Origin of the sequence: Bacteroides sp. AM41-16 (assembly GCF_003603495.1) — a bacterium.
Lineage (GTDB): Bacteria > Bacteroidota > Bacteroidia > Bacteroidales > Bacteroidaceae > Bacteroides > Bacteroides uniformis.
Window position 1 is genome coordinate 41,076 of record NZ_QTNE01000011.1, and the last position, 15,268, is coordinate 56,343.

Here is a 15,268-nt window from a genome sequence, read left to right on the forward strand (position 1 = left end):
CACTCAATGCGAACGATAAGTGTTGGCTCGGTGAGAGATCGATTGAAGAAACTGAAAAGGAAACTGAAGCAAAAGATAGTGAGTTTACCGGTAAGAAGGAGGTTTTGCCAGGAATTGATGCAGGGATGTAGTAGGTACTGAAATAGCTTGTTGTTGGAACTATAGATGCAGCGTGTTCCATCTATATATGCAACGCGTTGCATATATAGATCCAGCAAACCGGAAATATACATGCAACGCGGTATATCTTTCGGGCGGTTTTTCTCCGCCTTTTTAGGGAGCAGTTTATTTATACTGTGCCCAGTCTACATTCTTCATGTCTCCACTTTTGGCCAGCTCAGCGTGCATAGCCAGTGCGGCGCGCAGGGCATGGGGAGTCTGTGACTTGCCGTCGGTCAGTTTCAGGTAATCCCACAGAATGTTCTTGTAGTCCGGATGAACACAGTTTTCGATGATGGCTTGTGCACGTTCTTTCGGACTCTTGCCGCGGAGGTCGGCCACACCTTGTTCGGTGATGATGATGTTGACGTCATGCTCCGTGTGGTCCATGTGCGAAACCATCGGCACGATAGCCGAGATTTTACCTTCCTTGGCAACGGACGGACAGGTGAAGATGGAGATATAGGCATTGCGGGTGAAGTCACCGCTTCCACCGATACCGTTCATCATCTTCGTACCGCCGATGTGCGTGGAGTTCACGTTGCCGTAGATGTCGGCTTCGATGGCGGTGTTGATGGAGATAACACCGAGTCGGCGCACCACTTCCGGGCTGTTGGAGATTTCCGACGGACGGAGCACCAGCTTGTCGCGGAAGAAGTCCATATCCTGGTAGATGCCTTCCAGGCAGTCGTTCGTTACGGTCAGTGAGCAGGCGCTTCCGAATTTCACGCGGCCTTCGCGGATAAGTCCGATAACGGAGTTCTGGATAACTTCTGTGTACATTTCAAACGGCGGGATGGTCTTGTCACGTCCCAAAGCACCCAGTACGGCATTGGCAATGTTGCCCACACCAGATTGCAGCGGCAGGAAGGTAGGCGGAATGATTCCGCGTTTCATGTCGGCGGCAAGGAAGTCGGCCACGTTCTGTCCGATTTTGTCGGTCAGCGGGTCGGCGGCGGCAAACGAACGTGCCTCGTCCGGCCAGTTAGTCTCCACTACGCCGACAATCTTTTTCGGGTCTACCTGGATGTAGGGCAGGCCGATACGGTCACTCGGTTTGTAGATGGGGATTTCGCGGCGGCAAGGAGGGTCGAGGGGTTCGTAGACGTCGTGCAGACCCATGGCACTCTTGCTGTGGGCGGCATTCAGTTCCACGATAATCTGGTCGGCCAGGCGGCAGACAGTCGGAGCGATACCGCCGGCAGCCGTCAGGTAGATTTTACCGTCGGGAGTAACTTCACATGCCTCGATGATAGCAACATTCACTTTTCCCATGAAACCATAGCGTACTTCCTGCGCCATCTGTGAGAGATGGATGTCGTTGTAGGCTATTTCGCCATTGTTCACGGCTTTGCGGAAATCGGCGTTGGTGGTGTAAGGAGCACGGTAGCGGATAGCTTTGGCGCGTGAAAGGATACCGTCGCAGGAATCTCCGGTAGAAGCACCGGTGAAGATACCTATCTGGAACGGGTTTCCTTTTGCATGTTCTGCTTCCGCGATTTTTGCTAATTCAGCCGTAACGGCTTTGGCTGTTCCTGCGGGAGTAAATCCGCTCAAGCCGATGTTGTAGCCATGTTTAATCAGGCTCGCAGCTTCTGCTGCCGAAATGTAATTGAGTGCCATAATATAAATAGTTATTTTTTCGTGTAAAGATTCTGAAGGGGCTCGTAATTGGTTCTGCAATTATCGACTGTCTTTAATATTTCCGTTGAAGTATTTCTGACCAGATGATGGCTTTCCTCGCTTCTTCTGCCGAGTGGATGCCGTATTCGGACGTTACTTCATCGGATTCCTGCGGACGGGATGCCGGGGAGGGAGGGGAAGCCTTTATGGAAGTGTGCTTGGATTTGGCAGACGGTTTGGATACCGGCTTGGGCTTTTCTGCCGGCTTGGGGCCTCCGGGAATAAAGCCTCCGTAAGTATCTCCGCCCCAGTATTCGGGCAGTGGGTTGTCAACGTCGGGCATAGGTATGTCGGGACTCTTGTCAGCATTTTTATTTGCTTCTTTCTTAAACTGCTTGACGAGTCCGATTACTATGACAGCCGCAACTAACAGAAACTTGAAGACATCTTCCATATTCTTTTTGATTTTCCACCCAAAGATAGTGCAATTATCTCTTATCTTTGCTTTTGGGCAAAGTTAATTATTTAATCTGATTACAGCCAAGGAATTGGTAATAAAAAAGGGCAGCTTCACAGCTCCCCTTAATTTTTTTAACCTAAACCTTAACTATGAAAAAATCTAATGTTTCTTTCATTCCACAAATTTGTGAATTAATTTGCTCTATGCCAAATTAACACTCGGAAAATGTTTGCTCTCTTAACATAAATTAGCTGATAAGGCGCAGATTGACAACTTGTAATGGCATTTTTCTTTCATTTCATCCGTTTATTGGGAGGGAAGAAGTATCTTTGCGCTCCGGATGACAGATACCAACTTATGATATAAACTGATTTTAAACGAACTGATTATGGAAAAAGTAACGGGAGCAGACTTTAAATCTGCAACTGCTGATGACAACAAGAAGTTGTTTATCGAGACTTACGGCTGCCAGATGAATGTGGCCGACAGTGAAGTGATTGCATCCGTCATGCAGATGGCGGGATATTCGGTGGCCGACACCCTGGAGGAAGCCGATGCAGTGTTTATGAACACCTGCTCCATCCGCGACAATGCGGAGCAGAAGATTCTGAACCGTCTGGAGTTCTTCCACTCGCTCAAGAAGAAGAAACGCGGCCTGATAGTGGGTGTGCTGGGCTGTATGGCAGAGCGTGTGAAGGACGACTTAATCACCAACCATCATGTGGACCTGGTGGTGGGGCCGGATGCCTACCTTACTCTGCCCGAACTGATTGCCTCGGTAGAGGCCGGTGAGAAAGCAATGAACGTGGAGCTCTCCACCACAGAGACCTATCGGGATGTCATCCCCTCGCGCATTTGCGGAAACCACATCTCCGGCTTCGTCTCCATCATGCGTGGGTGCAATAATTTCTGTACTTACTGCATCGTTCCCTACACCCGTGGCCGTGAGCGTAGCCGTGATGTGGAAAGCATCCTCAATGAAGTGGCCGACCTCGTGGCAAAGGGTTATAAGGAAGTCACCCTGCTGGGACAGAACGTCAATTCTTATCGCTTCGAGAAGCCGGACGGAGAGACGATTACTTTTCCAATGCTGCTGCGCACCGTGGCAGAGGCAGCGCCGGGCGTACGTATCCGTTTCACTACCTCGCACCCTAAAGACATGAGCGACGAAACTCTCCAGGTCATTGCCGACATGCCCAACGTATGTAAGCACATCCACCTGCCGGTACAGAGTGGGAGCAGCCGCATCCTGAAGCTGATGAACCGCAAGTACGACCGCGAGTGGTATATGGACCGCGTGGCAGCCATCCGCCGCATCATCCCCGATTGTGGCTTATCTACGGATATATTCTCCGGTTTCCATAGTGAGACGGAGGAGGACCACCAGCTTTCCCTCTCGCTGATGGAGGAGTGCGGATACGATTCCGCCTTTATGTTCAAGTACAGCGAACGCCCCGGTACGCATGCTTCCAAGTACCTGCCGGACGATGTGCCCGAGGAGGTGAAGATTCGCCGTCTGAATGAAATCATCGCCTTACAAAACCGTCTCTCTGCCGAGGCGAATGCCCGTTGCGTGGGCAAGACGTACGAGGTGCTGGTGGAAGGTGTTTCCAAACGTAGTCGTGACCAGTTGTTCGGCCGTACGGAACAAAACCGTGTGGTGGTGTTTGACCGTGGCACGCACCGTGTGGGCGATTTTGTGATGGTGAAGGTTACCGAATCCAGTTCGGCTACGCTGAAAGGAGAAGAGGTAGCCGGCTGACGGGATAGAAAAGTCTCGATGACATCAGTATGATGACACCGGTATATAGAATAAAAGCACGAGCCGTGAGGCTCGTGCTTTTCATATTATAAACTTTAAATTTTATTCTGCCATGGCCAGAATATTCGCTACGTAGTCGGTCTTGTTGTAGCTTACCAGGGTCAATTCGGACTTTGGCGCGTCCTGATTGTAGAGTTTGTAAGCTACCGGCATGTTTTCATCGTTCAATTCATACACACTTTTCTTCATGTCTTTGTCATAAGCCTTGTGAGACTCGTTCCAACGTGCGTAGGACATGGTGATTTCATCATTGCCATATTGGTATGTCATCTTAAAGTAAGGTGTCCATTCGTCTTTTGTACCGTCCCACTTGGAGGCTTCCTTGCAGGTCAGGCGTTTCTGGTCGTCATAAGAGTATTCATAACGGATGTGCCGGTAAAGTTGTGCACCGTCTTGCTTAAAGATGGTCTTGGCAACTACTAATTCGTTTTTCACTTCTTCATTGGTGATGAAGTTGTTTTCCTGAGCTTTCACTTCTGTATTCATAACGCTTACGATAGTCATTGCTACGAATGCGACTGCCTTGAATAAATTTGTAGTTTTCATAATCTTTATTTTTAATTGTTGTTACTTACTCTGTTTCTTTTAGACGTTGTTCCCGATTAAAAAGTTGCATTCCAACTAATCTTTTTCTCAAACGCCTTCGCCTAATTATAGTCAATTCCCATGCCAAAGATTTAAGTTGTTGATAATCAATGAATAGATGCTTTCGAAAACTGTTCATTATCGGACAGTTGTCCGCTTAATATCGAACAGTTGGTCATTCGTTCCGCCAGCTGGCCGGAGCAAGCGTTTGTTTTCTTAAATCTCCTTAATGGAAACCCTATAAATCACTTTTTATTTGTTATTTTGCACCAAATTTAGGTATGGTGTGGTCTGTTTCATTCGGGCTGCACTTCCTTATTGGCAGAACGTTCGATGAATAAACTCACTATAAAAGCTTGTCCGTTATGTGGTGGAACGCATTTGGAGCGTGCCCTGACATGTGTAGACCATTATGCCTCGGGCGAAATGTTCCACTTGTGCCGCTGCCGGGATTGCGGTTTCCTTTTCACGCAAGACTTTCCCGTGGAGGCTGAAATCGGTCGTTACTACGAAACTCCTGATTACATATCACATACCGATACCCGCAAGGGGGCGATGAACTCCGTGTACCATTGGGTGCGCAACTATATGCTGGGACGCAAGGCACGCCTTGTGCTCCGTGAAGCACACCGCAAGGAGGGCAGCCTGCTGGATTTGGGTACGGGGACCGGTTACTTTGCCGATGTCATGCAGCGTCGCGGCTGGCAGGTGGAAGCTGTGGAAAAGAGTGCGCAGGCGCGTGCCTTTGCCAAAGAACACTTCAATCTGGATGTGAAACCCCATACGGCATTGAAAGATTTTGCACCGGGCAGTTTCGACGTCATCACCCTATGGCATGTCATGGAACATCTGGAACCCCTCAACGAAACGTGGGAAACCTTGCACTCCCTGCTGACTGAAAAGGGGGTGCTGATTGTAGCTGTGCCCAACTGTTCCTCCTTCGACGCAAAGAAATACGGGGCTTACTGGGCTGCCTACGATGTGCCCCGCCATTTGTGGCACTTCACACCGGGCACCATCCAGCAATTCGGTTCCAAGCATGGCTTCATCATGGCAGAGCGGCATCCCATGCCGTTCGATGCCTTCTACGTCTCCATGCTGACAGAAAAGCACATGAGGCACTCGTGTACTTTCCTGCGGGGAATGGTGACCGGTACACTGGCCTGGTTCAGCGCGTTGGTGAAGAAGGAACGCAGCAGTTCCATGATTTACGTGTTCAGGAAGAAAGGGTGAGAAAAGGGATTAGGGATTAATGATTAATAGCGACTGATTTACATAACTTGTAGCTTGTAACTCGTAACTTATAATTGGTATAATGAAAGCAAAGAATAACTCGGTATCCTATTTTGACATGCAGTTCATTACGTCCAGCATCAGTACGACGCTGGTGTTACTGCTGTTGGGGCTGGTCGTATTCTTTGTGCTCGCGGCTCATAATCTTTCCGTGTACGTCAAGGAGAACATCAGTTTCTCCGTGCTTGTCAGTGACGACATGAAGGAGAGCGACATCCTGAAGCTTCAGAAGAGGCTGGACAAGGAGGCTTTTGTGAAGCAGACGGAATACATTTCCAAGAAGCAGGCACTCCGCGAGCAGACTGAGGCGATGGGTACGGACCCGCAAGAGTTCCTCGGCTACAATCCTTTCACTGCCTCCATCGAAATCAAGCTGCATTCCGACTATGCCAATTCGGACAGCATCGCCAAAATAGAGAAACTGATTAAAAAGAATACCAATATCCAGGAAGTGCTCTACCAGAAAGACTTGATAGATGCCGTGAACGATAATATAAGGAATATCAGCTTGATGCTGCTGGGGCTGGCTGTGATACTGACGTTTATCTCCTTTGCGCTGATAAACAACACCATCCGTCTGGCTATATATTCCAAGCGTTTCCTTATCCACACCATGAAGCTGGTGGGAGCAAGCTGGGCATTCATCCGTCGTCCGTTTCTGCGGCGCAATTTCTGGATAGGTGTGCTGGCCGCTTTCATAGCCGACAGCATTCTGTGGGGAGCCGCCTATTGGCTGGTGTCCTACGAACCGGAGTTGGTCAAGGTGATTACGCCCGAGGTGATGGTGCTGGTGTCGGGTGCCGTGCTGGTGTTCGGTGTACTTATTACGTGGCTGTGCGCTTTGCTTTCCATCAACAAATATCTGAGGATGAAGGCAAGCACACTGTATTATATTTAACGCCTTGAAGTGCATAGAGAGAAAGCACTGTTATCGCAGCCTCCAAATAGTAAATTGTAAATAGTAAAATAGTAAATGTATAGATGAGTAAAGAGAAATTCGCTTTTGATAAGACCAATTTTATCCTGCTTGGCATCGGAATGGCGGTGGTTATCATTGGTTTTCTTCTGATGACCGGTCCCGCGTCTACCCCGACGACCTTTGAGCCGGACATTTTTAGTGTGAGACGCATCAAGGTGGCTCCGGTAGTTTGCCTGCTGGGGTTTGTGTTCATGATATATGCCGTGCTGCGCAAGCCTAAAAGCTGTCGTGCAGAGGAGTAAACTTTCAGACGCGGATTACACAGATGACGCAGATTGGAATATTAGAAATCCGTGTCATCTGCGTTATCTGCGTCTGAAAAATAATCAGAAAGAAAGTAGTAACAGAGCTTCCGGACAGCCCCTCCGGCAACTCAAGAACTTAAAAACTTAAACAAATTGGAATGGTTTGAAGCGCTTATCCTTGGGCTTATTCAAGGACTGACCGAATATCTGCCGGTGAGCAGTAGCGGACACCTCGCCATAGGTTCGGCATTGTTCGGTATTGAGGGAGAGGAGAATCTTGCTTTTACGATAGTGGTACATGTGGCTACGGTGTTCAGTACGCTGGTGATACTCTGGAAAGAGATTGACTGGATTTTCAAGGGACTGTTCAAGTGGCAGATGAACGAGGAGACACGTTACGTCATCAATATACTGGTATCCATGATACCTATCGGCATTGTGGGGGTATTTTTCAAGGACGAAGTAGAGGCCATTTTCGGTTCGGGACTGGTCGTTGTGGGCTGCTGCCTGCTGCTGACAGCTCTGCTGCTGTCTTTCTCCTATTATTATAAGCCGAAGCAGAAGGAGAACATCAGCATGAAGGATGCCTTTATCATCGGTCTGGCACAAGCATGCGCGGTGCTTCCGGGGCTTTCCCGTTCGGGCAGTACCATTGCAACCGGTCTGTTGCTGGGCGACAACAAGGCGAAGCTGGCACAGTTCTCTTTCCTGATGGTGATGCCTCCCATCCTGGGCGAGGCACTGCTGGATGGAATGAAGATGATGAAAGGTGAGGCGGTTGCAGGGGATATTCCGACGCTTTCGCTGGTGGTAGGTTTCCTGGCTGCTTTTGTTTCGGGCTGCCTGGCCTGCAAGTGGATGATAAATATTGTGAAGAAGGGCAAGCTGATTTATTTTGCCATCTATTGCGCGATAGCCGGTGTCATAACGCTCATATTAAGCTAAAGTCCCCTCCTTGTGTGGGGGAAAGACTGATTACTCCGGAAATCAATAAGAGAAAAATATTAAGTTGTACCATTTTATCCCCCTCCCTACCGGGGAGGGGTTAGGGGAGAGGCCAATGAATTTTAAAGAAGGAGAAGTCCTCTATTTCAATAAACCGCTGGGATGGACATCGTTCAAGGTTGTGGGACATGCGCGTTACCACATCTGCCGGCGGATAAAGGAGAAGAAGTTGAAAGTAGGCCATGCCGGTACCCTCGACCCGCTTGCTACGGGGGTGATGATAGTCTGTACGGGCAAGGCCACGAAACGGATTGAGGAATTCCAGTATCACACGAAGGAGTACGTTGCCACCATCCGGTTGGGTGCCACCACTCCCTCTTACGACCTGGAACATGAGATAGATGCCACCTATCCCACGGAGCACATCACCCGCGGACTGGTGGAGGAGACGCTGAAGAAGTTCATCGGCGAGATACAGCAAGTGCCTCCCGCCTTCTCGGCATGTATGGTGAACGGGAAACGTGCCTACGACCTTGCCCGCAAGGGAGAGGAGGTAGAGCTGAAACCCAAGTTGCTCGTCATCGACGAGATAGAGCTGCTGGACGACGGGCTGGATATTGCCGAACCGTGGATAAAGGTACGCGTAGTATGCAGCAAAGGAACCTATATCCGCGCCCTGGCACGTGACATCGGCGAAGCCCTGCAGAGCGGCGCTCACCTCACCGCCCTGGAGCGTACCCGCGTAGGCGACGTCCGGCTGGCAGACTGCCTCAATCCCCTCGATTTCAAAGAGTGGATAGAGGCGCAGGAGATAGATATTTAGTTATAAGTTATGGGTTATAAGTTATTTGCTATGAAGTGTAGCATACTGCCGGATAACTCATACCCTCTTATGACTAAAACAGACTGATATAAATAATAAATAACTCATAACTTATAACTAATTATGAAACTGTCGCAATTCAAATTCAAGCTTCCCGAAGAGAAGATAGCTTTGCACCCCACGAAGTACAGAGACGAGTCACGTCTGTTGGTGTTGCACCGTAAGACGGGTGAGATTGAGCACAAGATGTTCAAGGATGTTCTGGACTATTTTGATGACAAAGATGTGTTTATCTTCAACGACACCAAGGTTTTCCCTGCCCGCTTGTACGGTAACAAGGAAAAGACCGGTGCGCGTATTGAAGTGTTCTTGTTGCGTGAGTTGAACGAAGAGCTCCGGTTGTGGGATGTACTGGTGGATCCTGCCCGTAAAATACGTATCGGCAATAAGCTCTACTTCGGTGACGACGACTCTATGGTGGCTGAGGTTATCGACAACACCACTTCGCGTGGGCGTACGCTTCGTTTCCTTTACGACGGTCCGCACGATGAGTTCAAGAAGGCGCTCTATGCGCTGGGCGAAACGCCGCTGCCCCACAGTATCATCAACCGTCCCGTAGAGCCGGACGATGCCGAACGTTTCCAGTCTATTTTTGCACGCAACGAAGGAGCTGTTACGGCGCCTACCGCCAGCCTGCACTTCAGCCGCGAGCTGATGAAGCGTATGGAAATCAAGGGTATTGACTTTGCCTACATCACCCTGCATGCCGGCTTGGGTAACTTCCGCGACATTGATGTGGAAGACCTCACCAAGCACAAGACAGACTCCGAGCAGATGATTGTGAACGAGGAAGCCGTACGGATTGTGAACCATGCCAAAGACCTGAACCGCCAAGTCTGTGCCGTAGGTACCACCGTGATGCGTGCCATCGAGAGCACCGTCAGCACCGACGGACATTTGAAGGAATACGAGGGTTGGACCAACAAGTTCATCTTCCCGCCGTACGACTTTACCGTGGCCAATGCCATGATATCCAACTTCCACATGCCGCTCAGTACCCTGCTGATGATTGTTGCCGCTTTCGGCGGTTACGAGCAGGTGATGGAGGCATACAATGTGGCATTGAAGGAAGAGTACCGCTTTGGTACGTATGGAGATGCGATGCTGATTACAGACCGGTAATTATGGTTGTTTATTTCAGTCTTGGTACCAATCTCGGCGATAAGGAGCAGAACCTCCGCATGGCCGTCCAAAAGATAAGAAAGCAGATAGGGGAAGTGATTTCCCTATCTGCTTTTTATGCTACTGCCCCGTGGGGCTTTTCTTCCGATAATACTTTTCTGAATGCCGCACTCTGCGTAGACACTGCTTTGGCACCTTTGGAGGTGTTGCAAACGACGCAGGAAATCGAGCGGGAGATGGGGCGTACGCATAAGTCTGTCAATGCAGTGTATAGCGACCGTGTGATAGACATCGACCTGTTGCTCTGTTTTGCCGATGACGGTACTCCCGTTTTGCTGGATACTCCCGAACTGAAACTTCCTCATCCGCTGATGCAGGAACGCCGTTTCGTGATGGAGCCGTTGGCGGAGATTGCTTCAGGCGTGGTGCATCCGGTATTGGGAAAGACAATCGGGGAATTGTTGCAAAATCAGTGTTAATCTCTGCTATCTGTAGCGCAGATACAAGATTTCTTTTTTATCTTTGCCTCCGGAAAGCGAAGATAGGCTGCACCTCAGCATAAAAAATGAACAAGTTCATTTTGTTCTGCGTTCGGTTTGCACTATCTTTGCCCCCGAAAAACGATATGTGGAGAGATTTGAGTAGCTTGCAACCACAGAAAAAAATGCTAAAACACATCCTTTTCTGACGGCACGTTTGTGTGCCGGATGCATCTACTCCACACACCTCCTTCCGCCATTCGTTGAATTATCAATTATCAACTATCAATTCTCAACTGAAATGGGATATTTATTCACATCCGAATCGGTGTCTGAAGGACACCCCGACAAAGTGGCCGATCAAATATCGGACGCTGTGCTTGACAAACTGTTGGCCTACGACCCCAGTTCGAAAGTAGCTTGCGAAACTCTGGTTACTACCGGTCAGGTAGTGCTGGCTGGAGAAGTGAAAACCAAAGCGTACGTTGACATGCCTCTCATCGCACGCGAAGTAATCAAGAAAATCGGCTATACCAAAGGCGAGTATATGTTCGAGAGCAATTCGTGCGGCGTGCTGAGCGCCATCCACGAGCAGAGCCCCGACATCAACCGCGGCGTGGAGCGACAGGACCCCATGGAACAAGGTGCCGGAGACCAGGGGATGATGTTCGGCTACGCCACCAACGAAACGGAGAATTACATGCCGCTTTCACTGGACCTTGCACACCGCATCCTGCAAGTGCTGGCAGATGTCCGTCGCGAAGGCAAGGTGATGACCTACCTCCGTCCCGACGCCAAGAGCCAGGTGACCATCGAATATGATGACAACGGCACACCCGTACGCATCGATACCATCGTAGTTTCCACCCAGCACGACGACTTCGTACAGCCTGCCGACGACAGCGATGCCGCCCAGCTGAAGGCCGACGAGGAAATGCTCGCCCAAATCCGCCGGGATGTAATCGAGATTCTGATGCCGCGTGTCATTGCTTCCATCCATCATGAAAAGGTGCTGGCACTGTTCAACGACCGTATCACATACCACGTCAACCCCACGGGCAAGTTCGTAATCGGTGGTCCTCACGGTGACACCGGGCTGACGGGACGCAAGATTATCGTAGATACCTACGGCGGCAAGGGTGCCCATGGCGGCGGCGCTTTCTCCGGAAAGGACCCCTCTAAGGTAGACCGCAGCGCAGCTTATGCAGCCCGCCACATTGCCAAGAATCTGGTAGCTGCCGGCGTTGCCGACGAAATGCTGGTGCAGGTAAGTTACGCCATCGGTGTGGCACGCCCCATCAATATTTTCGTAGATACTTATGGCCGCAGCCACGTCAATATGAGCGACGGTGAGATTGCCCGTAAGATTGACGAGCTGTTCGACCTTCGCCCCAAGGCAATAGAAGACCGCCTGAAACTGCGCAACCCCATCTATCAGGAGACTGCCGCCTACGGACACATGGGCCGCGAGCCGCAGACCATCGTCAAGCATTTCAAGAGCCGCTACGAAGGCAACAAGGACATTGAAGTGGAACTCTTCACCTGGGAGAAGCTGGATTATGTGGACAAGGTGAAAGCCGCATTCGGTTTATAATCAGCATAGCTTTACGGCTATTTATATAGAAGGCTGCCCTTCTGCAGATACCGATGTTTCGGAGGATGCAGAAGAGGCAGCCTTTGTTGTTTTGGTCTTGCTCTTCAAATGGATTTTTTCACCGGCAGTACAAACACGAACCTTGCCCCCTCCTTGTACTCCTTGTCCAGCAGCACTTTCCCTTTCAGCCGTTCGGCGATGAGGCGGCAGATATTGAGTCCCAGACCGGTGCCTTGCCCGAAGTTGTCGGCCTTTTCAAAGCGTTCGAAGATGGTTTCCGAGTATTCCGGGGGAATGCCGGTACCGGTATCGGTGACGGAGAAGGTGACGTATCCGGGATGCTCTGTGAGGGAGCAGTGCAGGCGGATTTCGCCTTGTGTGGTGTGTTTCTCTGCATTGGTAAGGAAGTTGATGAGTATCTGGCACACACGTTGCCCGTCGGTGCTCAGTTCGTAGCAGTCGTCCACTTCGGAGGTGTAGTAGAGCTTCACGCCTTCGGGCTTGCGGTGTTCAACGGTGGTTATGGCTTCCCGGCAGAGCTTGTTGCAACTGTGCGGCGCTATCTTCATGGTGTATCTGTTGCTTTCCAACTCGGCTGCGCTGAGGATGTCCCCCACCAGTGTAAGGAGGAGGTCGGAATTGTGCTGTATGAGATGGCAGAAATCCTGCCTTTCCTCTTGGGAAAGGTTCGCGTCGGGGGAAGTGATGAGTTGTGAGAAGCCCACGATAGAGTTGAGCGGTGTCCGTATTTCGTGACTCATGTTCTGCAGGAAGATGCTCTTTGCCTTGTTGGCTGCTTCGGCTTGGTCGCGCGCTTCGGAAAGTTCCTCGTTCTTGTGGCATAGTTCGAGGTTGACTTTACGTTTGCGGTGGAGGTAGAGCATCAGGAAAAGCAGGGATAACAGCAAAAAGCCGGTGACAATGCTGAAAAGAGTGATGCGGTAGCGCGAGGTGGCCTGTATGTTTTCCATTTTCAGACGTTCGGCGCCTATCTGGGTGTTCAGTTCGGCGATGTCCGACAGTTGCAGGAGATTGTTCGTCGAATCCAACTGCTGGTGGTATTTTTTCAGATATTTGATGGCATTGGGATAGTCTTTGGCGCATTCGTAAATGTAGGCATGTTGTTGCAAGCCTTTCTCGGACAATTGGTCAGCGTGGGCATGGGCCTGCTCATACTGTTTGTCCAGTATGTTCTTGCTGATGTGGGCTATCAGTAGGGAAACGCTGGCAGAGAGCTTGCAACGGTCCGCCATTTGTACGGCTTCTTTATAGCAGTCGTTGAATTCATCTATACGTCCCTGCCGGAATAGTACCAGGCATTTCTCTATCATGGCTTGGGCTATGTTCCGTTCTGTTTTGGCGCTCTTCAAGGCTTTTTCGCAATAGTCCAGTGCGGTGGCGTAATCTTTTTGGGTGTTACGGTAATATTCGGCAAGGCTTGAGTATAGTTGGCTGGGATCTTGGTCGGGCATATTCTTCAGCATATAGTCCAAGGCTTCCTGATAGTATTGGGCGGAGAGGTCGAAGTTTCCGCGTGATTTGTAGATATGGCCCATGGTTCGGATACAGCTGAAGATACCGTAAGGGTATCTGTCGGCAAAAGCTTGCTTTTTCATTTTTTCCGCTTTCTGCAAGGCGAGCAATGAGCGTTGTTGGTTCAGGAAGTAGATGATTTCGCTGCTCCAAGCGTGATAATAATATTGCAGATAGTTATTGGCACGTGAAATCTCTTTCAGGTCAGTGGATGCCTTTTCTATTTTGCTATCATCTTTTTGGGATATATAGAACTGCAGGGGGATGATGTATGCCAGGCATTGTGCTTTTTTGTCACCGAGCTTCAGAGCCTGTTGATACAAAGTGTCGGCCACCAGCAACCCCTCCTGCTGGCGTGCCTGCTTGGAAGCCCGCTGGTAGATGGGGTAGAGTGCATCGTCTATCTTGTAGGGATTGTTCTGTGCTGCGGAAGGTAGGAACACCCATACTGAAAGCACTAGAAAACATAACCTTGAAAGAATGCACTCCCTCTTTGTTCTATTGGATGGAATAAGCATGTTTTTTTCCGGATACTTATTATTATGCCTATGGCATCGCAAAAATAAGATAAAAGAATAAATTACAAGCTTTTTTTGTATAATTTCTCTGTTTGCTTGTTAAATAGTCCTTGCCAGGAGCTTTCTTACGAAATTTCCGGTGATAATGCCGCCCTCTACATCATCATATTCTTCCTTATCGAGAACTTCACGATGGCCATTGCATTGACTGCCGCCAGCGGCAGGTCCATGGGGTCGTGGTGGTTGTTGTAGCTCACCAGACGGATGCAGTCCGGCCGTTCCGAGTGGTTGACGTATTTCACTGCCAGGTATTCGTCGCCGCCCCGTTCGAAGGAGACGAGATACATTTCACCGTAGATGACGTCGGTGAAGTCGCGGATGGACTTAAAGCCTACGATGTCACCGGACTTGAGGATGGGATACATCGAGTCGCCCGAGACGTAGACGGCACCGTCGCACACAGGGATATTGGGAATTACAATCCGCCCCAAGGCGTACTGCGGGCGGTCAGCCAGCAGTGTCTTCAGGTTGGCGGCGGCAGAGATGTCATAGAGGGTCACGCTACGGTCGTCCATAGGGTCGGCTGTTTTCGGTGTGTGAAGTATTTCCACTTCACCTTGTACCAAGTCATTGTCACAGAATTTTGAATGATGTGCAGGCGAGCCCTTTCCCGTCAGCAGCCAGTTGTAGTCCACGTCGTCCAGGCTGCCCAGCAGCAGGGGGAAGTCGATGCTGTTGCGGGCGTTCCAGTTGCTCAGTGTGGAGCGTGATATACCCAGAAAGGCGGCAAGTTCGCTGTCTGTCTTGAATTCTTTCGCCAGTTTGGCACGTTTTATGATGTCTGCCGCACAAAATACCGGGTCTTTGTCATTCGCCATATTCTTCAGTTTTTACGTGTAAATTATTCAGAAACTATTATCTCCTCATTTATACTGTCTTACGTCTTATTTAAGAATTTAATTCCCGATTTGTTTGTTTTGTAAATGAAAACAGCATTATCTTTGTTGGGACAAAAATACATATCATGT

General features: G+C 49.8%; 14 protein-coding genes. 9 read left to right on the plus strand and 5 right to left on the minus strand.

Going from position 1 to position 15,268, the window contains the following annotated elements; translation table 11 throughout:
* Window positions 1-285 precede the first annotated feature (285 nt).
* Both DW896_RS11430 and DW896_RS11435 read right to left on the minus strand, forming a co-directional pair.
* Complete coding sequence (locus tag DW896_RS11430) at window positions 286-1,782, minus strand: acetyl-CoA hydrolase/transferase family protein (RefSeq protein ID WP_009037535.1); 1,497 nt, start codon at window positions 1,780-1,782, stop codon at window positions 286-288.
* Window positions 1,783-1,855: 73 nt separating this feature from the next.
* A complete protein-coding gene (locus DW896_RS11435; RefSeq protein ID WP_009037536.1) occupies window positions 1,856-2,236 on the minus strand; it encodes a hypothetical protein in 381 nt (126 codons plus the stop codon).
* Window positions 2,237-2,630: 394 nt separating this feature from the next.
* Between DW896_RS11435 and miaB the strand changes: the two genes are divergently transcribed.
* A complete protein-coding gene (gene miaB / locus DW896_RS11440) occupies window positions 2,631-4,004 on the plus strand; it encodes a tRNA (N6-isopentenyl adenosine(37)-C2)-methylthiotransferase MiaB (protein WP_008662310.1) in 1,374 nt (457 codons plus the stop codon).
* A 102-nt stretch (window positions 4,005-4,106) separates the two neighbouring features.
* Here miaB and DW896_RS11445 read toward each other — a convergent pair whose 3' ends face one another.
* Complete coding sequence (locus DW896_RS11445; RefSeq protein WP_005825281.1) at window positions 4,107-4,610, minus strand: DUF3836 domain-containing protein; 504 nt, start codon at window positions 4,608-4,610, stop codon at window positions 4,107-4,109.
* Between the two features lie 372 nt (window positions 4,611-4,982).
* Here DW896_RS11445 and DW896_RS11450 point away from each other — a divergent pair, with 372 nt between their 5' ends.
* The 8 genes from DW896_RS11450 (at window position 4,983) to metK (ending at window position 12,189) form a co-directional block, all read left to right on the plus strand.
* The gene (locus DW896_RS11450) at window positions 4,983-5,882 is read left to right on the plus strand and encodes a bifunctional 2-polyprenyl-6-hydroxyphenol methylase/3-demethylubiquinol 3-O-methyltransferase UbiG (RefSeq protein WP_005825283.1); all 900 of its coding nucleotides are present in this window, start codon (window positions 4,983-4,985) and stop codon (window positions 5,880-5,882) included.
* 82 nt (window positions 5,883-5,964) lie between these two features.
* Entirely contained in the window at window positions 5,965-6,840 is an 876-nt protein-coding gene (locus tag DW896_RS11455; RefSeq protein WP_005825286.1) for an ABC transporter permease, read from the plus strand.
* Between the two features lie 83 nt (window positions 6,841-6,923).
* A complete protein-coding gene (locus tag DW896_RS11460; RefSeq protein WP_005825288.1) occupies window positions 6,924-7,163 on the plus strand; it encodes a DUF3098 domain-containing protein in 240 nt (79 codons plus the stop codon).
* Between the two features lie 156 nt (window positions 7,164-7,319).
* Window positions 7,320-8,111: an undecaprenyl-diphosphate phosphatase gene (locus tag DW896_RS11465; RefSeq protein WP_005825291.1), complete on the plus strand. Its 792-nt coding sequence runs from the start codon at window positions 7,320-7,322 to the stop codon at window positions 8,109-8,111.
* A gap of 115 nt (window positions 8,112-8,226) precedes the next feature.
* A complete protein-coding gene (truB, locus tag DW896_RS11470) occupies window positions 8,227-8,934 on the plus strand; it encodes a tRNA pseudouridine(55) synthase TruB (RefSeq protein WP_005825294.1) in 708 nt (235 codons plus the stop codon).
* A 123-nt stretch (window positions 8,935-9,057) separates the two neighbouring features.
* The gene (gene queA / locus DW896_RS11475) at window positions 9,058-10,116 is read left to right on the plus strand and encodes a tRNA preQ1(34) S-adenosylmethionine ribosyltransferase-isomerase QueA (RefSeq protein WP_005825296.1); all 1,059 of its coding nucleotides are present in this window, start codon (window positions 9,058-9,060) and stop codon (window positions 10,114-10,116) included.
* A gap of 2 nt (window positions 10,117-10,118) precedes the next feature.
* Window positions 10,119-10,595: a 2-amino-4-hydroxy-6-hydroxymethyldihydropteridine diphosphokinase gene (folK, locus tag DW896_RS11480; RefSeq protein WP_005825297.1), complete on the plus strand. Its 477-nt coding sequence runs from the start codon at window positions 10,119-10,121 to the stop codon at window positions 10,593-10,595.
* A 301-nt stretch (window positions 10,596-10,896) separates the two neighbouring features.
* Entirely contained in the window at window positions 10,897-12,189 is a 1,293-nt protein-coding gene (metK, locus tag DW896_RS11485) for a methionine adenosyltransferase (protein WP_005825299.1), read from the plus strand.
* Window positions 12,190-12,293: 104 nt separating this feature from the next.
* Here metK and DW896_RS11490 read toward each other — a convergent pair whose 3' ends face one another.
* Window positions 12,294-14,240, minus strand: a complete 1,947-nt coding sequence (locus DW896_RS11490) for an ATP-binding protein (RefSeq protein WP_034525440.1) — start codon at window positions 14,238-14,240, stop codon at window positions 12,294-12,296.
* A gap of 155 nt (window positions 14,241-14,395) precedes the next feature.
* Complete coding sequence (locus tag DW896_RS11495) at window positions 14,396-15,118, minus strand: helix-turn-helix domain-containing protein (protein WP_005825301.1); 723 nt, start codon at window positions 15,116-15,118, stop codon at window positions 14,396-14,398.
* Between the last annotated feature and the right edge of the window lie 150 nt (window positions 15,119-15,268).